General features: G+C 41.4%; 10 protein-coding genes. All 10 read left to right on the top strand.

The window, feature by feature from the left end; genetic code table 11:
• Nucleotides 1-5 precede the first annotated feature (5 nt).
• The 10 genes from ACLCDV_RS23555 (at nt 6) to ACLCDV_RS23510 (ending at nt 21,010) form a co-directional block, all read left to right on the top strand.
• The gene (locus tag ACLCDV_RS23555) at nt 6-3,266 is read left to right on the top strand and encodes a SusC/RagA family TonB-linked outer membrane protein (RefSeq protein WP_317669383.1); all 3,261 of its coding nucleotides are present in this window, start codon (nt 6-8) and stop codon (nt 3,264-3,266) included.
• 9 nt (nt 3,267-3,275) lie between these two features.
• Entirely contained in the window at nt 3,276-4,733 is a 1,458-nt protein-coding gene (locus tag ACLCDV_RS23550) for a RagB/SusD family nutrient uptake outer membrane protein (protein ID WP_145327541.1), read from the top strand.
• A gap of 6 nt (nt 4,734-4,739) precedes the next feature.
• Nucleotides 4,740-6,545, top strand: coding sequence for a fasciclin domain-containing protein (locus tag ACLCDV_RS23545; RefSeq protein ID WP_333577136.1), 1,806 nt, complete (start codon nt 4,740-4,742; stop codon nt 6,543-6,545).
• A 14-nt stretch (nt 6,546-6,559) separates the two neighbouring features.
• Nucleotides 6,560-8,026: a fasciclin domain-containing protein gene (locus ACLCDV_RS23540; protein WP_411972389.1), complete on the top strand. Its 1,467-nt coding sequence runs from the start codon at nt 6,560-6,562 to the stop codon at nt 8,024-8,026.
• Nucleotides 8,027-8,040: 14 nt separating this feature from the next.
• Complete coding sequence (locus ACLCDV_RS23535) at nt 8,041-11,226, top strand: SusC/RagA family TonB-linked outer membrane protein (protein WP_411972388.1); 3,186 nt, start codon at nt 8,041-8,043, stop codon at nt 11,224-11,226.
• A 14-nt stretch (nt 11,227-11,240) separates the two neighbouring features.
• Entirely contained in the window at nt 11,241-13,076 is a 1,836-nt protein-coding gene (locus ACLCDV_RS23530; protein ID WP_411972387.1) for a RagB/SusD family nutrient uptake outer membrane protein, read from the top strand.
• A 313-nt stretch (nt 13,077-13,389) separates the two neighbouring features.
• Nucleotides 13,390-15,918, top strand: coding sequence for an alpha-L-arabinofuranosidase C-terminal domain-containing protein (locus ACLCDV_RS23525; protein ID WP_411972386.1), 2,529 nt, complete (start codon nt 13,390-13,392; stop codon nt 15,916-15,918).
• Between the two features lie 15 nt (nt 15,919-15,933).
• Nucleotides 15,934-18,348: a glycosyl hydrolase 115 family protein gene (locus tag ACLCDV_RS23520; RefSeq protein WP_411972385.1), complete on the top strand. Its 2,415-nt coding sequence runs from the start codon at nt 15,934-15,936 to the stop codon at nt 18,346-18,348.
• A gap of 61 nt (nt 18,349-18,409) precedes the next feature.
• Entirely contained in the window at nt 18,410-19,348 is a 939-nt protein-coding gene (locus tag ACLCDV_RS23515; RefSeq protein ID WP_088163783.1) for a glycoside hydrolase family 43 protein, read from the top strand.
• Nucleotides 19,349-19,585: 237 nt separating this feature from the next.
• A complete protein-coding gene (locus tag ACLCDV_RS23510) occupies nt 19,586-21,010 on the top strand; it encodes a sialate O-acetylesterase (RefSeq protein ID WP_411972384.1) in 1,425 nt (474 codons plus the stop codon).
• Nucleotides 21,011-21,481: the final 471 nt, after the last annotated feature.

The raw sequence follows: 21,481 nt of genomic DNA, 5'->3' as shown, positions 1-21,481 counted from the left end.
AAAACATGATGAAACAGATAAACTATTTGATATTAATAGGGTGCATCGTATGGATGACTTTCTGGGGAGGAGGAGTTTACGCGCAAAATAATGCGGCTTTGCTCACCGGAAAGGTAACAGAAAAGGGAACAAAACAACCCATCGCCGGAGCAACAGTTGTCTTAAAAGATAATGATAACCGCACAATTGTCGGAACGACTACAGATGTTGAGGGGAACTATAGTCTTAGAGCTCGAATGCAAGGCTTGAAACTGGCGGTCTCCTACACGGGTTATAAATCTTCGGGTGCGATTGCTGTAGGGGATAGGAAAACAATCAATGTACAGATTGAATCGACAAATAATGTGATTGATGAGGTTGTTATCTCAAAGTCAAAACCTGTCAATGACGGTACGGGTATGGGGATTTCGAAAGAACGCAATACAGCAGCGATCTCAACGATTAGCATGGATGAGCTGTCCGAAATGCAATCAGTGTCTGTCGATCAAGCGTTGCAGGGAAGGTTACCAGGAGTGGATATCACGACGGTATCGGGCGATCCGGGGGCTGGAATGCAGATCCGGATTCGTGGTACGTCGTCTCTAAATGGAGCAACTGACCCGCTTATTGTAGTTGACGGAATGCCTTATGATATTACCATTCCGGACGATTTCAACTTTGCAACTTCTGATGATAATGCGTATGGGCAGCTTTTAAATATTGCGCCATCTGATATTCAGGATATCTCGGTATTGAAAGATGCTGCTGCAACTGCTGTTTGGGGGTCGCGTGGAGCAAATGGGGTGTTGGTTATCACAACGAAACGCGGAACTGTTAGTGCTCCCACGTTGGGATACACTTTCAAAGGATCTATTTCAAAGCAACCTGAATCTATTCCGCTATTGAATGGCGATCAGTACTCGACCTTGTTGTCTGAAGAATTCTATAATGCGGGTAGGGTCTTTTCAACGACAGACAATGCGCAGCAGTTCCAGTACGACCCGAATAACACCTATATATATCACAATTATAGTAACAATTCCAACTGGGTAGATGCCATTACACAGTTGGGGTATTTTCAAGATCATAATCTCCAGGTACGTGGTGGCGGTGAAAAAGCACGCTATCTGGCCTCAATAGGTTATTTTAATCAAGAAGGAACGACCATTGGAACAGGGTTAAATCGCCTATCTGCTCGTATCAATCTAGATTATGTGGTTTCTGAGCGCATCGGCTTTCAGTCGGACGTTTCATATACCCACGTCGACAATGATAATCTTTATCATGCTAATGTACGGGATATTGCTTATCGAAAGATGCCCAATCAGGCCATTTGGGAATACGATGAATATGGGAACCTAACAGGTAATCTATTTAATCCTGCTTCTTCGGCGCAAGGATTTTATCCAGGGACATATAATCCGCTCTCTATGGTTCAAAATGCGATTGGTAAACAGTTGGGTGATATTTTGGGAACCCGTTTTAATGTGGATTATAAATTGATACCCAATACCTTGCGATTTGTAAGTACACTGGCGTTAAATATTAGAAACAACAAAACCAAACTCTTTTTACCTCAGTTGGCAACAGGTCGGCCTTTTACGGAAAATACGGTGAATAAAGCATCGGATTCCGATTTGGATGAATTTTCATTGAGTACAAATACCCGGCTTTTGTTTACCCCTGCATTGGGCGACAATCACCAACTGACGGCCAATCTATCCTTTTTAACATCAGATTATCGGTATACGATCCAAGGGCTCAGTTCAACAAATACGGCATCTTCCTATCTGCAGGATCCAAGTGTTGCGTCGCGCACATTGACCGGCGACGCTAAATCTGTAACGACACAATCGCGATCAATCGGAGCCTTAATCCAGGCAAATTATATGCTCAACAAAAAGTATGTTTTTGCCGCAAGTCTGCGTGGTGATGGCAACTCAAAATTTGGTCCTGATAATCGTTATGGATTATTTCCTGCTTTCTCCGCCGCTTGGCAGATCGGAAGGGAAAATTTCTTGAAAGATATTAACGCCATAAAAGATATTAAGCTAAGAGCAAGCTGGGGACGCAGTGGTAATGCTCCCCGACGTGATTATACTTATATCAATGTATATAGCACCAATGATTATGCTTATTTGGATGAAAACGGTGTCTATTCAAAAAATATAGAGTTGTCCGACTTAAAATGGGAAACGGTGACACAGCAGAATTTGGGTATGGATGTAGAGATGTTCGACTACCGTTTGATGTTTGGTGGAGAGATTTATAAAAATAGAACAACGGATTTGATGATGGACAATATTCAGATTCCGACCTATACTGGATATAGTGGACTGGCTATGAATGTTGGTACAATGGATAATGATGGCTGGGAAGCAAATTTTACCGTGGTGCCCATTCGTAATAAAAAATGGGATGTCAGTTTTACGTTCAATATTGCACACAATCAAAATGTGATCCGCGAGATATCACCGCTTTATCCGCGCGAAAATGCTAGATCATCATTAAAGAATAAAACATTCTTTACCTATTTCCAGGAAAATAATCCGTATGGATCTTTCTATGGATTTCGCTATTTGGGCGTTTACAAAGATCAGGAAGCTACCATAGCAAAAGATGCACAGGGAAATGCCATCGTGAGCCCAGACGGCGAGACGATTTATATGCGTTTTAATTATCCTACGGTAGATTATGTATTCCAGGCGGGCGATGCGATGTATGAAGATATCAACCACGACGGTGTGATTGATCAAAAGGATATTGTGTATTTGGGCAATAGTAATCCGAAGCTTACGGGTGGGTTTGGATTTAATGTGGGATATAATAAACGTTTGAAATTAAGCGCCTTCTTTAACTACAGACAAGGATCTCAAATTATTAATGGAACCAAAATGAATACGACTGATATGCTTGGGTATAACAATCAAAGCACGGCCGTGTTGCGCAGATGGCGTAAGGATGGTGACATTACAGATATCCCGCGTGCATTGTTTGGAACCGGATATAATTCTTTGGGATCCAGCCGCTATGTCGAGGACGCTTCTTTTTTACGTTTGCGTACAGTCACCTTAAAGTATGACTTTGCGAAAGAGTTCTTGCAGCGGTTTCACATCGAGGGGCTTGGCGCTTATTTGACCGTAGAAAACATATTTACGCTGACGAAGTATACCGGTCAAGACCCTGATGTTGCCGTAAAGTTAAAGGATGCATTTACGGTGTTAATGGATAATTCAATGACACCGCCATTAAAAACAGTCACACTAGGTATTACAGCACGTTTTTAAAACAAGGTTATGAAAAGAACAATTTTATGGAGTTTAGTTGCTGCGGGAAGCATTTTACTCAATTCTTGTAATAAATGGCTGGATTTACAGCCGCAGGATGGAATAACCCGTGCAGAATTTTGGAAAACAAAGGAGGATGTCCATGCCGCCTTAATCGGTATCTATTCTTCCCTTAATTCAGGACCTGTTGAACAGCAATTGTTCACGTGGGGCGAACTTAGGGCCGATCTAGTTGGGTTGACAAGTTATGCGACAGACGACAATCGCCTGGTAAAAAATTACAATATTTTAAGTACAAATGTAATTGCGGACTGGAGTGCTATTTATACCGCGATAAATAATTGTAATCTGCTGATTGATTATGCAGGTCAGGCAAAGCAAGCAGATCCTACCTTTACAGAGGCCGAATACAATACAGATTTGGGGGAAGCTTTAGCTGTCCGCAGCTTTTTGTATTTCTATTTAGTTCGCACTTTTCGAGATATCCCTTTAAAATTAAAAGGCACCTCCAAAGACACCGATATTGTTTCTGTAGGGCAGTCCACTGGCGATGAAGTGCTCAAGCAAATCGAGAAAGATCTCTTGCAGGCTTTGGATTGGATACCCGAATACCATGTCAATACTTCGGGTTACAATGCGACAAATACCGGTCGGGTGACAAGACCCGCGGTACGAGCGATGTTGGCCGATGTATATCTGTGGCTGGAACAATACGATAAAGTGGAAGAGCAGACCACAAAAATTTTAGAAACTGGACGATATAGTTTAATTGGCGCAGCACTACCCGAAATTTTTGATGGTGGCACGATGGAAACGATTTGGGAGTTGAGCCATAAAAACTCCAGTGAAAATCCGATGTATAATATTGGCGTGACTGCACGTAGACCATTCACAGCCAATGTGGATATCTTGAATAATGAGATTTTTCCCTCCAACGAAGGGACAGATATAGATTTATTCGATAGTCGTGGAGAAGGAATTCTGTATGGTATGTCGGGAGATCTGAGAAAATACGGTACGGAATCCCCTGACTACTACAATTTTCAGCTCTACCGCGTATCTGACGTCATGTTGATGCGTGCTGAAGCTCTGGCAGAGCTTGGGCGAGGGACGGAAGCATTGGCACTTCTGGAGGATTTGCGAACCAAGCGTAAAGCCATAAGAGCTACGGATCCGAATATTGAAGCGACAGATTTAGAAGGAATCATCCTTTTCGTCTTCGCTGAGCGTGCACGTGAACTTACTTTTGAAGGTAAACGTTGGTTTGACCTTTTGCGCTTGGCAAAGAAAGATAATTATGCGAACATCAATGTGCTAGTAGATCTTGTAACGAAAGTTGTAGACGCTAATGTACGCCAATCGGCAATTAATAAAGTGCGCGATGTGGACAGCCATTATCTTCCCATTTTGGAAACGGAACTCTTCAAAGACAAACAGTTGAAGCAAAACCCATTTTACCTAAAATAGATCGTTATGAAAAGAAATTTTAGAAAACAATATTGGCTGATAGGGACATGGTTTGTCCTATCTGTTGCGCTTATATTTTCCTGTCAAAAAGAGAAATATCGAATTTCAACTTCAGATGAAATGAATATTACAGGTTATTTGGAAGCACATGAAACTGATTATTCCTTATTGACCGAAATCTTATACCGCTCGAAAACGGCGGGCTATCTAGGTGCTTATGGTACCTACACATTGTTTGCTCCCAATAATGAGAGTATTAATGCCTGGATCAAAGATAATGGAAAAACAGGATTGAATGATTTTACAGATGCGCAGCTATTGGATTTTGTCAAATATCACGTGGTTAGGGATACGGTAGGCAGCACACGTTTTACAGATGGGAAAATCAAAACAGCGAGCTTATTAGGCGAATATTTATACACAGATGTGCAAAATGGGATTTACCGAATTAATAAATCGGCAAAAATTATTAGATCCAATATTAGCTGTGGTAACGGCATTATTCATTCCATAAATAAAGTATTAGTTCCACCAGCACAGAGTCTTGCTGAATTGATAGGCAATAATCCTCGTTATTCCATTTTTGCCGAGGCTTTAAAAGAGACTGGGTTTTATGATACTTTATATTATCAACGCGGTGTAGCTGTGGCGGATGCTAAACGTTTTCAGACCGCTATTGTTGAGTCAGACTCCGTTTTGCAGCTACAGGGAATCAAAAGTTATGCGGATATGAAAGCAGCCTATTCACAGACTGGTGATGTAAAAAGCCATAAGGATAGTTTGTGGTTATATGTGGCCTACCATTTAAGCAACGATATCAAATTCTTGGAAGACATCGTTGCCGCAAATACGATCTATACTTTGGCTCCAAAAGAGATTATTTCAACCAAATTATTAGGTGCGCAGATCTTATTGAATGATGACGTGTTTAATGGGGTTCATGAAGCGGGTGCTGAAATCAACAGATCACAAAGCGATGTATTGGCGTCCAATGGTGTGCTGCATGAAGCGAAACAGCCATTTAAGATTAAGGTCCGCCAGCAGGTGCCCGTGTATTTTGATATAGCGACCTCTCCCGAATTAGTCAATGCTCTGGGAAGCGCCTATTTTAATAGTTCCAAGGCATTGGTGGCAAATGGTGCGACCATTGCCAATTCTTTTGCCTTTAATAGTTTGACGGTTTCGACCATTGGTACGAACGGATATTACTATTATAAAGCCTTAGAAACGAAGCGCCCTTATGCAAATGGAGACCTCTTAAGTCTGTCGCTTTGCGCGAACAATAGTGCGCGGGCAAAATGGATTGAATTTAAGACGCCATATCTCGTAAAAGGACGGTATAAAGTCTGGATCTGTTATGCCCAGCATGGCGATGCCCCAGAGATTCAGGCGACGTTTAATCCTGGAAAAGGGGATGAACAAATCCTGCCCAATACGATCATATTGAATCAAAGTCTGACCGCTTCGGGCGTTAGCGACCTCGCGAATGCAAATGCGGATAATCTGATGCTGGCACAGGGTTACAAACGTTACATGGCAACAGTAGGCGATTACAATGCAAATAATATTACCGGTGGACTCAAGGCAAAATCGGGTAGTGAAGCGCCATTGAATGTTGGCCGTTTGGCCGGTATTATCAATGTCGAGACGACTGATCGACATGTCATCCGTTTTGAAGCGATCAAAGATAAGAAGTGTGGTAGCAATACCGTCTATCTGGATATGATCCAATTTATCCCCGCAGATGATCTTGAGCAGAACTACCCTAGATTTCATCAGATTTCAGGTGAACTTTTTTATAGACCAAAATAACAGGATACACAATTATGAAAGCTATAATTTATAAAATTTACCTAGTCGTATTGGGCATGTGTTTATTGTCTGCTTGTTCCAAAAATTGGGAGGATCATTTTGGAGGAGGTGATGCCGATGCTCAAAAAAACTTGTACACCATTATTTCCGAGCATGCTGAGTTTTCAACTTTTATGGACCTACTCAATAAATCGGGCTATGGTGAATCGTTGAAAGCATCGAAAAATTATACCTTGATTGTACCAACTAATGATGCCATTGCTGCTGTACAGGATCAATATAATTTTTCCGATACTGCGGTGATCAGGAGTTTTGTAGGCTACCATATTATCAATTCGGTCTATAATGTGAATTCAGGAGCTGATACCGTAAAGGCATTAAACTTTCGCAATAAATATGTGGAGTTTACGCATGGCGCATTTGACGGTGTTGAACCTCTTCAGGGGAATCTGGTGGCGAGCAATGGACTGTACCATGTGGTAGGTCGTCCCCTAAAGCCTCTTCAGAATATATTTAATCTAGTACGCACCTTTTTTGCCGACACCAAGCAAATTGAGGCTGTAAATTCCTTTGATACAGTGTCCACAGAGGGTGATATTATATATTACAGGTATAGTCCGGTATGGTATACGGAAGTACGTCGCAATATGACGACTGAAAATAAGAAACACACCTATTTCGTCGTAGACGACGAAAATTTTGAGACCGAGTATGCTAAGTTAAGACCTTTCTATACGACAGCCTATGAGGAAGGGAATACGCTCCGTCCCGACAGTACGACTACGTTTTTTGCTAAAAAGGCTTTGTTGCGCGATTTTATTGTAGAGGGGGAATTGGCAACGGATCAACTTACAAATAATCTGATTTCAATAGCGGGAACAAAATTTAGTCTTGACCCCACAAATATTATCTCGCGGACAAAGGCCAGTAATGGAGTTGTTTATCGTGTGAAGCGACTTGAGTTTGCACTAGCGGATCAGATCAAGGAAATCAAGGTATTGGGGGCAAGGCCCATCGGTTACAAGCAAACGGATAAGCGATCAAATACCTTTTTCAGGGAAAAGCGAGATAATGAAGGAAATTTATACAATGACATTGAAGTATATGATCATAAAGTTACTTCCTTTTATGTAAAGTATCGCGCTACAGGTATGAACGTCGCTAAATATAAAGTATACGGACGAGCAATTATGGGATTGGCTGGTGATCCGCAAACAGCAGCGTTTATCCAATATGTCTACTTTTTTGATCCGAAACTTATCTCGGTGAATGAGGTGGATTTATACAAACGTTCAGTCGTCAATAACTTGGGTGCAAACGATACGCGAATGACATTTGATGTACAGCCGCTCAATCACGGAGAAGTTTATTTAGGTGAGGTGACGCAAGACCAATATGGGAATCTGCCTTTGCTTGTTATGAGCAATGGTACTGGTCCTATTATTTTAGAATATCTCCGATTCGTCCCGATTATTCAATAACTAAGCAAAACGAAATGAGTTCGATCAACATAAATTATAAATTGGGTATTATCTTGTTTATTTCCACTTTGGGAGCGCACAGCAGTTGGGCGCAACAAGATACTGTCGCCCGCAATATACAACAACAAGGACAAGTTACTTCTGCTTATTCGGTTAAAGGTACTGTCTATGACAGCCAAACCAATAAACCCATCGCAGGTGCTCGTATAACTTACGGCAGTAACGTTGCAAAATTGACGGATAGTAAAGGAAATTTCCGCTTGGAGCTACCGGTTTCCAATGCAATTGTTGAAGTTTCTTTGGATGGATATATAGCTAAGCAGGTACCGGTACTGCTGGATAAATCAATGAAAGTGGTCCTGTACCCTGAAGGGTATCGTTCTTTCTATAAAAAAACAGAGACAGTATTTGGTGATAATGGAGTTTTAAACAATACTGGCGCAGTCGATAAATTGGAACTCAATGCCTGGGAACAGAATTCTGAGACGGTCGTTAGCTATCTACAGGGCAAGCTAGCCGGAGTACAAGTAACCCGCCATTCAGGAACACCTTCTATTGGCGGAAATCTCAACATTCGCGGCTTGCAATCGCTGTATTCCAATAATCAGCCCTTATATATTGTAGACGGTATTGTGTATAATGCGGAGCATTTGAGTCCTTCTATAACGACAGGACATCTCAATAATGCATTGCAGCATATTGATGTGCGCGACATTCAAGATATTACGGTATTGAAAGATGCTGTATCTGCTAATATTTATGGAGCCAAATCCTCCAATGGAGTCGTGGTCATTAATACAAACCATTCAAAAGAGTTGGCTACACAGATCGATTTGCAGGCAACAACGGGATATAATTTCCGTCCGCAACGTATTCCCGTCATGAAGTCTTATGCTTACCGAAGTTATTTGAATGATTTGTTAGCAACGAGTACGTACAGTGGTGAGGAAATTGCGAATATGCCCTTCAATAATGATAATTCAAAATTCGAAGAATATGCGAAATATCATAATGAAACGGATTGGCAGAAAGATGTGCTTAATAATACGGTCGACCAGAATTATTTTCTTCGGGTTACAGGGGGAGATAATATAGCACGGTATGCCTTGTCGGTAGGTTATAACAATGAACAGGGGGTTTTGGATAACACGAAGCAAAATCGCTATACGGCACGTTTTAACGGCGACATGAACCTGACCAAAAAATTAACTGCTCAGACCAATATCTCCATGGGTTATGGACAGCAAAGCTTGAAGGATCAGGGCTTATCACCAAAGACCAACCCTTTGTTTCTTTCGCTGATTAAGTCTCCATTTTTAAATACGCATGATATTGCTCCAGACGGCAGCATTTCACCGAATTATGCTGAAGCTGATTATTTCGGCTATTCCAATCCGATGCAAATCACACAAAATGGGATTAATAATAAAAAGGCCTATCGGTTTTTAGGTTCTTTGGTGTTCAACTATGCATTCAATACAAATTTTAAGTTAAGTAACCTGTCTACCGTAACCTATGATAAAGCGCAAGAGGATTTCTTTATTCCTAAAAAAGGAGTCGCAAAGGACACGGTAAATAATATGGAAGTTTATAGTCGTCTCGGTACGCAGGTGGCACGTTATTATTCGATTTCAAATGATTTGCGTCTGCAATATAATCAGGATCTAGGAACTCAGGGCCGAGTGGAAGCTATTGGTGGAGTCCGGTACCACAAGCATGATTCGGAACAAGACTATGCACTAGGCTATAATTCGGCGACCGATCAGTTGGTCAGTATTGGTAACTCAACACCGGCATCTCGGGTTTATGGAGGGCATATCGGTAAATGGGCAAATATGACGGCCTATGCTATGGGTAATTTTAGCTGGAAGAATACTTATATCTTAAATGCATCCATATCGATGGATGGATCTTCCCGTTTTGGAGAAAAAGCAAAAGGAGGCTTAAAGCTTGCAGATAAGGTATATGCCGTATTCCCGGCAGTTGGAGCTGCATGGTTATTGTCCAATGAGGATTTTTTAAAAGGAAATAGTACGATTTCATTATGGAAACTTCGGGCGAGTTATGGAATTACAGGCAATGATGATATTGGAAATTATGATGCGCGGCAGAATTATATCTCCCAGAACTTCTTAGGTGTCCAGGGACTTGTGCGCGATGGTGTTGCCAATCCTTATCTAAAATGGGAGAAAGTAGAAAAAATAAACGTTGGGACAGATCTTTCGTTGTTGAATGAACGCATCAATTTAGGCGTTGATATCTATCAAAATAGGACAAGTGATATGCTGGCTTATAATTCGGGGAATACTGTTTCGGGAATTAGTTACTACCTCTATAATAATGGTTCAATGCGTACGCGCGGTATTGACTTCTCCTTGTTTGGACGTATTCTGACCGGTCCGGTCAAATGGGATGCCTCATTGACACTAAGTCACTATAAAAGTACGATCACAGATCTCCCCGAAACATCCTATACACAATATGCCGGTGGAACTTTTGTGAGCGAGAAAGGTGGCGCCCCCAATGCCTTTTATGGGTACCAGTTCAACGGTGTCTATCGTACCAGTGCCGAAGCTGCCGCTTCTGGACTAGCAATTTTAGATGCAACAGGTCATAAAATACCTTTCCAGGCAGGAGATGGGAAGTTTACCGATCGTAACGGCGACAAGATCATTGATGATGGTGATCGAATGATCATAGGGGATCCCAATCCAGATTTGGTGGGCGGATTGAATAACAGCCTGACCTATAAAAATTGGAAATTCGGTGCATTGGTGACATTCAGCGTAGGCAATGACATTTATAACTATACACGGGCACAACTAGAGTCGGGAAGTACATTTTATAACCAGACAGAACTATTACAAAATAGATGGCGGGCGGAAGGCCAGGAAACTGATGTGCCTCGCGTTGCACTCAACGATCCAATGGGAAATAGTCGATTTTCAAATCGATGGATAGAAGATGGTTCATATGTTCGGCTTCGTCAGCTTTCCGTTGAGTACGGTATTCCAGTAAATAAACGTATCATCAAATATGTCCGTCTATATGGTACTGCCAATAACGTGTTGACTTTTAGTAAGTATTTAGGTTATGATCCTGAATTTGCACAGTCTGCTGATGTTTTTCATCAGGGGATTGATGTGACGTTGGAACCCATTGTTCGCTCTGTGCAGCTGGGATTGAGGATCGGTTTATAAAAATTTAATATACTATGTTTATCACATACAGAAAATATTCGAAATATTCACTCTGGGCCTTATTGGCCTGTAGCCTCTCTTTTACATCTTGTAAGAAAGCTTTGGATTTCTCGCCCGAGGATAAATTGGACAGTTCAAAAATGTACAATACGCTTGCCGATGCTGATGCGGTAGTGCTTGGGATTTATGGACAAGTAGCAGGATTAGGTGAACGTTATATTGTCCTGAACGAATTAAGGGCCGATCTCATGGACGTCACACAAAATGCAAATCCCTATTTGCAGCAAGTTTCCAATCATGAAGTAGCAGAAGATAATCCATATGCCGATCCATCTGCTTTTTATAAAATTATCTTCAATTGTAATGATGCCTTGAAGAACTTCAAGGTGATGGAGCGGCAGGGGAAGCTGAGCAATACCGAATTCAATCAGCGTTATTCTGACCTCGCTATGCTACGTGCATGGTTGTATTTACAATTAGGGATTCACTTTGGAAATGTCCCCTATGTCAAAAATACCATTGAAAGTGTTGACGAGATTAAAAGTTTGGAGAACTATCCGAAAACAACTTTCGATAATTTGGTTGATTCTCTCATTAGTGACACAAAAGACCTGCCTTATCAGGATCCGTATGCCTACCCAACAGGTAGCACATTGGTTTTTACGACAGATGGAGCGAGCACACAGAAGGTGTTTATCAGCAAGGCTCATGTCCTGGGCGAACTTTATCTTTGGAAAGGAAACTACTATGAAGCGGCAAAGAGTTATAAGCGATTGCTGTCTGCTGAAGACAATAACAGTAATATTGATTATCTGTTCAATTTCAACCGTATTGGCTGGAGCTACTTTAATGTGAGTTTTGCAAGAGCCCAGGAGGGGTCATCTTTGGTAAATTCCTTAACAGCCGGGTGGCGAAGTATGTTTGCGCTATCGAACACGGTACGGGAATGGAATTCCGAATGGAACTGGTCTATTCCATACCATAACTCTTTTGCTCCTGGAAATCCTTTTATAGATTTATTTTCTAAGTCAGGTAACTATGCACTTAAGCCCTCTCAAAAGGTGATTGATTTATGGAATTCACAGATCAATAATGCGGGTATTCCCTGGGATCCCCGGAGTAAGCTATCTTATGAAGTTGCTGCAAATGGTGATCCTGTGATTACAAAATTTACGGATAATTCAGGGGATTTATTGAGCTTGTTAAATAAAGGCGGTCGTTGGAATATCAATCGAGCCGCAGGGGCGCATCTTCGCTTTGCAGAAGCTGCTAATCGTGATGGTCAGGGACGCTTGGCTTATGCATTGGCAAACTGGGGGCTAATCAGTACCTTCTATTATGGCGCTTTTACGAAAGACGGTGGTATTATACCTGGCAATTTTTTTGAATTGGAATCCGAAATAACTTATGAAGGATTTGGGACGAATCGGACCACTTTTGCCGAATCCTCGCCCTATTATTTTGATGCACGCGACAATGCGAGTATCGTACGTGGGGTTTGGTATCGGAATTCGGGAATCCGTGGACGGGCTACCATGCCGCGTTGGCAATTCTCAGGCATTGAATATGGTCCGGGTACAGTAAGTGGTTACGGAAGCATGATGACCGCTTTTAATGTACCGCAAGCTGATCTGGAGGATAAGATTGTCGAAGAATCTGCTCTTGAGTTAGCCTTCGAAGGCGAACGTTGGTCAGATCTGATGCGTATAGCAAAACGCCGTCATGACCCCGCTTTCCTAGCCGATAAAGTCTATGAGAAATTGCTGAAAGCAAATAACCCGAAAGCTGGAGCAGTACGTAGCAAGTTAATGGATATGAACAATTGGTACTTACCTTTTAAATTGCGGTAAACCTGATATACGTTTGGATTATTGATTTAATGGTTAAAGGTCTGCTTTGTGCAGACCTTTTTCTTTGATGTTGACCATGAGACAGCAGGATAGTGAATTCGAAACTCTTTGATATCATTGTAAGCAGATACTCCTTGTTAACAGTAATCGATATTTGCTCTGCTCCGTAAAGGCCTCATGCAAATCGAGTGCTGATTACGGGAGGTGGATAGAATCGTAACATGTCAATGACAGTGCAATCTTTTGATAATGCCATTTGTGTTTTATAAATGTAATTTTTACATTTATGTGTACTTCTGATTAATTATAACCAATGAAACAAGCTATCTTTCAGCCAAGAGCCGATTATTTTTTCCTAGCAAAAGCGATCTGCTTTTTTTGTCTATTTTGGATTTTCACTACCCCTGCATATGCCTATAGCAGCGGGACTTCTGAACCGGATTCGGCTTATTTTTTTGCTTATGCGAAAGAAAAGAATGCTGGCAGAGAAGGGCTATTATATGCCTGGAGTTTGGATGGTAAGCAATGGAACTCCATCGGGACAGAACTTGCCTTTGTAAAGTCAGATTATGGACGCTGGGGATCAGAAAAACGGATGATAAATCCTGTATTGTTTCCTCGAACCGGAGGCGGCTGGTCTTGTGCGTGGCAATTAAGTCCTGAAAGTGACGGTCCTTATGCATATACTTTTACATCCGATTTTTTCAATTGGGGCAGACAAGATTATTTTGTTGCTTTAAATGATTTGGATAAATCAGTGGTATCTTTTGTAAAAAACAGTTTATTGACTCGTGAGAATATCTCCATAAATGGCGAAAGTTTACGTGGAACCAAGTTGAAAGTTTCATGGTCTGTTATCAAAGAATTAATCAAGCATTATGATCTCGCGCTGCTTAAGCAAAAACAATGGTCCGAACGAAGCGTTGACGATGACGCCCGCTTCCCTGGCCTAAAGCCATTGGATGTCAAATTAACGCCGAAGGTTGGGCAAACCAAGTCCATCAGTGATATGTTGGTGGGTGTTTTTTTTGAAGATATTAATTATGCCGCAGACGGAGGCCTTTATGCGGAATTGATTCAAAATAGAGACTTTGAATATAAATTGAGCGATAAACAAGGCCATGATAAAAATTGGAACGCGAAAACTGCTTGGCGTATGGATGGCTCGGGACAATTTCATATTGACAGCATCAATCCAATTCATCCTAATAATAAACATTATGCGAGATTGCAGGGTGAAGGCATCCTCAGAAATATAGGCTACGATGGCATTGCCTTGAATAAGAACGAACGCTATGATCTTTCGTTTTTCGGAAGGGGCACTGTTGGTAAAGTACCTAAACTAAAGATCCGGATAAGTACAAAAGACGGAAAAATCCTCGATGAGAAATCCGTAATTGTTGACGGTAAAAACTGGAAAAAATATCAATTGGTATTGACATCTAATGCCACTTGTAAGGATGCCGTATTGGAATTTGTATTTACAGACCGACAACAATTGGATCTGGATCTGATTTCTTTATTCCCTCAGCATACATTTAAAGGACGAAAAAATGGATTACGGAAGGATCTGGCCGAGGCTATAGCTGCATTGAATCCCCGTTTTGTCCGTTTCCCGGGTGGCTGTTTAGCACATGGGGATGGAATTGAAAATATCTACCATTGGTCTAATACTGTAGGGCCGTTGGAAAGCCGTATGCCACAGCGTAACTTGTGGGGATATCATCAAACCGTGGGCTTGGGGTATTACGAGTATTTTCAATTTTGTGAAGACATAGGTGCCTATGCTGTTCCAGTAGTGGCGGCCGGTGTACCCTGCCAAAATTCGGGTGCTCATGGTCATCCATTGGGTGGACAACAATGTGGTATCCCAATGGAAGATATGGATGACTATATCCAGGAAGTACTGAATCTGATTGAATGGGCCAATGGCGATAAAAATAGTACCTGGGGAAAGGTACGAGCTGCCGCGGGGCACCCCAAGCCATTTCATCTAAAATACATTGGTGTTGGTAACGAAGATTTAATATCGAATGTTTTTGAGGAGCGTTTTACCATGATCTATAACGCTATCCGTGCAAAATATCCCGAAATACAGGTCATTGGAACGGCAGGGCCATTTTTTGAGGGAACAGACTATGTAGAAGGTTGGAAAATTGCCGATAAATTGAATGTACCCATTATGGACGAACACTATTATCAGACACCGGGCTGGTTTATTCATAATCAAGACTTCTATGATAAATATGATCGCAGCAAATCACAGGTGTATTTGGGCGAATACGCTGCCCATATTCATGGACGGGCGAGTACCTTGGAAGTTGCATTGGCTGAAGCGGCATATCTCACGGCATTGGAAAGAAATGGTGACGTAGTTAAGATGGCTTCTTATGCGCCATTGTTAGCCAAAGATGGCTATACGCAATGGCGCCCCGATCTTATTTATTTCTGCAATACCGATATAAATTTAACACCATCCTATTATGTACAGCAATTATTTGGGCGTAATAACGGAACCGAATATATTCCAGTAGAAGCAGTTTATGCCAATGCTGACGTTGAGGTACATAAGCGTATGGCATTTTCTATTGTTAAAGATCCGAAAGATCAATCGCTCATTGTAAAACTGGTTAATATTTTGCCAGTTGCGGTCAATATACAATTGGAATTGGATCAACTCCATTTGAAGGGTGATACAGCTCTTGTCGCTCAGTTGGCGGGGAAATTGGACAGTAAAACGGCAAAACCCGAAGAAAAGACCGTGTCCGTTGACAAGCTTAAAAATCAACAATTACCGCCCTATTCGTTAACTGTGATCCGAATTCAGTCGGGTGCAAAATAGCCTCATTCAATTCATATGATATATCCAGCTTTGCAGAAGAAGTCTATTTTAGTTTTTATAAACCTCTGTTTGACAATTGGGCCCTTGTTTGCCGGCTCAGGCTTCAATCTGATCAAAAATAATCGGGCTGCGGATGTTTATTATGGTGGAAGAAATCCTATCATTGAAACCGCTTTGGAACTTTTGGATGCAGATGCACAACAAGTTGGTCAATCTGCATTTAAACGAATCGACAATGCTGATCCTGGGGCGATTATCGTTGGAGAATTGCATGATCCAATAATTGGCAAATTGATAAAAGATTATCATATCCGTCTTCCTGAAATGGAAGGTCAATGGGAAATGTTTTGTTTGAAGGTGATTCCGATAGAAAAAGTGCCGACACTTTTAGTGATAGGATCTGATGCTAGAGGTACGGCATATGGAGTGATGGAAATTTCTAGAAAATTGGGAGTTTCTCCATGGAGTTGGTGGGCAGATGTGGTTCCCCTTAAAAAATCAACAATTTCTCTGCCCGTCGATTTTGAAGACAAGCAATTTCCTAAAGTGCAATTCCGGGGAATTTTTTTAAATGATGAGGACTGGGGATTGACACCTTGGAGCAGCAAAACCTATGAACCCGAAGCAAAGTTAGATGCAGGAATTGATCCATCCAAAACAAAAAAAATGGCGACGATAGGGCCTAAGACCTATGCACGTATTTTTGAGCTGTTATTAAGGCTGCGGGCTAATTCAATTTGGCCAGCAATGCATGAAGTAACTGTTCCTTTCTATTTTGTCCGGGGAAATCGCGAAATGGCCGAAAAATATGGAATATATATCGGCTCATCTCATTGTGAACCCCTCGCTCGAAACAGTGCGACGGAATGGGATATCGTAGGTCGGGGGCCCTATAATTATTTGACAAATAAAAATGAGATTGTTGATTATTGGTCCAATCGACTCAAAACACTGGGGCAATCCCATAACATATTTACACTGGGTATGCGTGGGAAACATGATGGAGCAATGGAAGGCGTCAAAACAACTGCAGCTTATAAAGATGCGATCAATAAGGTCATTAAAGATCAAACGGATCTGTTGAAAAAATATGTCAATGCAGACCCCGCGCAGATTCCTCAGGTTGTTATACCTTATAAAGAGGTATTGGACGTGTATAGGGCCGGTATGGATCTTCCTGACTATACAACACTGATGTGGTGTGACGATAATTATGGTTATATCACCCACTTCCCAAATCCGATAGAAAGAAAAAGATCGGGTGGTAATGGACTGTATTATCATGTCTCCTATTGGGGACGACCACATGATTATCTTTGGTTGTCGACCATGAGTCCGGCGCTGATTTACCAGCAGCTTAATACAGCTTATCAACATGATGTTAAAAAAATGTGGATTGTCAATGTTGGGGATATTAAGCCTGCTGAATATCAGATTGAACTCCTGATGGACATGGCCTGGGATATGGACCGGGTAAAAAAAATAGGCATCTACCAGCATCTGAATCAATTTTTGCAACGGGAATTTGGACATCGTTTGGCGAAGAAGATCGTGCCGATTATGCAGGAACATTATCGGTTGGCTCATATTCGAAAACCTGAGTTTATGGGAAATACACGTACGGAAGAAAAAGATCCAGCCTATAAAATTGTGAAAGACCTACCTTGGTCCGAACAGCAGATTAAAAAGCGATTGGTGCAGTATAAACATATTCAAGATGCAGCCACCGCAATTGAGGCTTCAATCCCGTTGGATCGCAAGGATGCATATTTTGAATTAGTGCTGTATCCGGTTGTTGCAGCGGCAAAGATGAATGAAAAGCACCTTTATGCGCAGTTGGCACGTCATGGCAAAGCTGAATGGCAAAAAAGCCACGATGCGTATGATAAAATCGTTTCCTTAACTGCGCAATACAATGCCTTGAATAAAGGAAAGTGGAAGGGGATAATAGATTATAAACCCAGAAACCTTGCCGTTTTCGATAAGATTATAGAAGAGAAAGCAGTTGCTCCACTGGCCAATAATGATCAGCCCGTCAAGCGGATTCCTGGTAGAGATCTAAAAGGCTCAATAGGATATGAAGGTTTGGGGTATGAAGGGCAGGCCGGAGCTATCCCATTGGATGTAGAAGCCAGTTATCCGCTCAAAGGGCTCAAGGGCGATTCTGTTACCGTTGTCATCCACTTACTGCCTACACACCCGGTCTCTTCAGATGATTTGCGTTTTGAAGTTTCTTTGGGGCAACAGCGTTCGCCTGCCATTTCTTATAAAACAATTGGACGAAGTGAGGAGTGGAAAGAGAATGTCTTGCGCAACCAGGCCATTCGAACGATTAAATTTAAGATAGCTTCATTGCAACAGGACATATTGCGTATCAAAGCGCTTGATGAGGGCGTAGTGGTCGATGAAGTAACACTATATTTGGATTAAAGTATTCGTTTCCTGCTCTATAATGGAAACTCGTTATAGACTTATTCATAAGATTATAAAAATGAAAAAACAATTTCTAGTCACGCTCCTCGTTATTTTAACTTGCCTCGTTAAGGCACAATCTTCTGTCTACCTTTTCTCTTATTTTATAGGTAATGGTGCTGACGGACTGCATCTTGCTTATAGTTTGGATGGTCTGAAATGGGAACCCTTGAATCAGGGAAAACCTTTCTTAATACCAACGGTGGGAAAAGATAGGCTGATGCGTGATCCCAGTATTTGCCAAGGCCCTGATGGCACCTTTCACCTTGTATGGACAACGGGTTGGTGGGATAAAATTATCGGATATTCTTCTTCCAAAGATCTTGTACATTGGACCGAACAAAAAGAAATTCCAGTCATGGTAGATGAACCTGATGCGAAAAATGCATGGGCTCCAGAGCTTTTTTACGACAAGGCGACGAAGGAATATTATATCATTTGGGCCACGACGATCCCTGGTCGACATAAAGAGGTACAGACCAGCGACAGTGAGAAAGGCTTAAACCATCGGATGTATAACGTCACGACAAAGGATTTTAAACGTTTTTCAAAAACCAAGTTATATTTTGATCCCGAATTTAGTGTCATCGATGCGGCTATTATACAAAAAGGCAATAAGGAATACATGATGGTGTTGAAAAATGAAAATTCTAACCCACCTGAGAAAAATATTCGGATCACAACAACAAAGCGTTTAGCGAAAGGATTTCCGACGACTGTCTCTAAGCCGATTACAGGAAATTATTGGGCGGAGGGGCCTGCTCCGCTGCAGGTTGGGGAGTATATCTATGTATATTTTGATAAATACCGCGACCACAAATATGGAGCTGTACGAAGCAAAGACGGCATCAACTGGGAAGATGTCTCCGATCGGGTGAGCTTTCCGAAGGGAGTACGTCATGGAACAGCTTTTACGATAAATCAAACGGTTTTATCAAATCTGTTAAAAGCAAACTGATAGCCTTGTTAATTATTGACAGGCTATCGTATTATGCTATAGGGTGAAACAGTGAAGTACAGGTTGCATATCGATAAATAGATGCTTAATTTCATTGCATGAGTTCGGCACTGAATCTGAATATATGCAGACATAGATAAATATTATTTAAGGGATAGTCATGACGGTTTTTCTATGCCAAGCCGCTGATTGAACGTTCCTCTTGGTTTTAAGAATAGACAATTCAATAAAAATAGCATGAAGAAAATCCTCTTTTCCTTTATTTTGGCAGGTATTGCGTTCAGCACACAAGCTAAAGTCACATTACCACATGTTTTTGGGTCGAATATGGTCCTTCAGCAAGGAAAACCAGTGGTGGTATGGGGGCATGCGGATCCTCAGGAGAAGATTGAAGTCAGATTGAAAGGTTTGATAAGGAAAACAGTGGCCGATCAAAAAGGAGCATGGCGTGTTACCTTTACTGCTCAAAAAGCAAGTTTTGATGCATTTACTATGGAAGTAAAGGGAGATAATACCATTTTGCTGAAAAATGTTGTTGTGGGTGAAGTTTGGCTATGTTCGGGGCAGTCTAATATGGAGTATACGATGCAGTTACATAAGGGGTATAAGAAGCCTGCTGTTGGAGTTGATCGGGCTGAGGAAGAATTGCGACAACCTGGAAATCCGAAAATTCGGTTATTCCTTGTTGCCAAAAAGAAAGGGCAGCAGGACGATGTGGAAACTAAAGGGTGGGAAGTAGCGGATCCGAATTCCCTCGCGCAATTTTCGGCTCCGGGTTATTTCTTTGGAAAGACCCTGCAACAACAGCTGAACGTTCCCGTGGGATTGATCAGTTCATCTTGGGGAGGTAGTAGGATAGAGCCCTGGACACCCTTGGAAGCCTATCAAAACTCCAGCACTTTTAAACAGGAAACCCGAAATGGGGAAACGAAAATTGAGCATGCTGTTGCCGGAGAAATGTATGAAGCGATGATCCGTCCACTGGCGCCTTTTGCGATGAAAGGATTTATCTGGTATCAAGGTGAAAGCAATCTGATGTTTGAGGATGCTCGTTACTATGCAAAACAAAAATTGCTGATCGATACCTGGCGTAAAAACTGGAAGGACAAAAATATGCCTTTTTACTATGTTCAGATTGCCCCTTATTATTATAGTAAAAGAAAGGATAAAACACAGCATAATGTAGAGGCGTTGCCTTGGTTTTGGGAGATTCAGACAAAATGCATGGACATTAAAAATTCGGGAATGGCTGTAGTCACTGATTTGGTCGACGACCTTTCTGACATACACCCCTCCTATAAATGGGAAGTAGGACGTCGCTTGGCATTATGGCCACTGGCATTTGACTATGGTCAAAAGAATATTGTTTTTTCAGGACCACAATATAAAAGTAAAAAGATAGTCGGAAATAACGTAATCCTGAACTTTAAGCATGTTGGCAGCGGATTGCAATGTAAAGGCGATCAATTGACCTGGTTTGAGGTTGCTGGAGCAGATGGTAAATTTGTACCTGCAGAAGCAAAAATTGAAGGTGATCATGTCGTTGTATCCGCTGCTTCGGTAAGGTCACCAAAACAGGTTCGCTTTGGTTGGCATGAAACAGCGCGTCCCAATTTTTTTAATAAGGAAGGATTGCCTACTTTACCTTTTAGAACGGAGTAGTGTATTTCTGAGATCTTTCTTTCGAAATATTCACGCTTTTATAATGATCAAATTGTAATGCTGTTGCCATCTTAATAAAAGTGATTGTTATAAAAAAAGGTTTTCAAACGGGGAGAATGAAAACCTTTAAAATAACCAATTAATCCTAAATTTATGATAAAAAATATGATACTATTTTACTGGCTTTCCTTTGCTATAATAGCTTTTTTTATCTAAATCATACCAAAAGTAGGCACCGTCTAAATTGGGAAATAACCAATTTAATACAGCAAGTTTAGGTATACCGAATGAATTTGTCATCCTGTGCTGTTCTGTCTCAACAGTATCGCAGGGGGTGAATGCCGATATTGGCAACAAAACCATACAGGTAAGTTCAGGATACTTAAGTGTCCTGAACTTTTTATTTTAGAGGTTTGCTAATTCAATGAATAAACCTATGCTTAAAATTCGAATTGTCTTCTTTGCTTTGAT

Source organism: Sphingobacterium sp. Lzh-3, assembly GCF_046764375.1.
Lineage (GTDB): Bacteria > Bacteroidota > Bacteroidia > Sphingobacteriales > Sphingobacteriaceae > Sphingobacterium.
The sequence above is the reverse complement of the archived record's forward strand: the minus strand, read 5'-3'. Positions and strand labels throughout refer to the sequence as shown.

Coding starts and splice junctions, on each gene's coding strand:
- ACLCDV_RS23545 (WP_333577136.1), top strand. CDS start 4,740: ATGAAAAGAAATTTTAGAAAACAATATTGGCTGATAGGGACATGGTTT.
- ACLCDV_RS23550 (WP_145327541.1), top strand. CDS start 3,276: ATGAAAAGAACAATTTTATGGAGTTTAGTTGCTGCGGGAAGCATTTTA.
- ACLCDV_RS23510 (WP_411972384.1), top strand. CDS start 19,586: ATGAAGAAAATCCTCTTTTCCTTTATTTTGGCAGGTATTGCGTTCAGC.
- ACLCDV_RS23515 (WP_088163783.1), top strand. CDS start 18,410: ATGAAAAAACAATTTCTAGTCACGCTCCTCGTTATTTTAACTTGCCTC.
- ACLCDV_RS23535 (WP_411972388.1), top strand. CDS start 8,041: ATGAGTTCGATCAACATAAATTATAAATTGGGTATTATCTTGTTTATT.
- ACLCDV_RS23540 (WP_411972389.1), top strand. CDS start 6,560: ATGAAAGCTATAATTTATAAAATTTACCTAGTCGTATTGGGCATGTGT.
- ACLCDV_RS23555 (WP_317669383.1), top strand. CDS start 6: ATGATGAAACAGATAAACTATTTGATATTAATAGGGTGCATCGTATGG.
- ACLCDV_RS23520 (WP_411972385.1), top strand. CDS start 15,934: ATGATATATCCAGCTTTGCAGAAGAAGTCTATTTTAGTTTTTATAAAC.
- ACLCDV_RS23525 (WP_411972386.1), top strand. CDS start 13,390: ATGAAACAAGCTATCTTTCAGCCAAGAGCCGATTATTTTTTCCTAGCA.
- ACLCDV_RS23530 (WP_411972387.1), top strand. CDS start 11,241: ATGTTTATCACATACAGAAAATATTCGAAATATTCACTCTGGGCCTTA.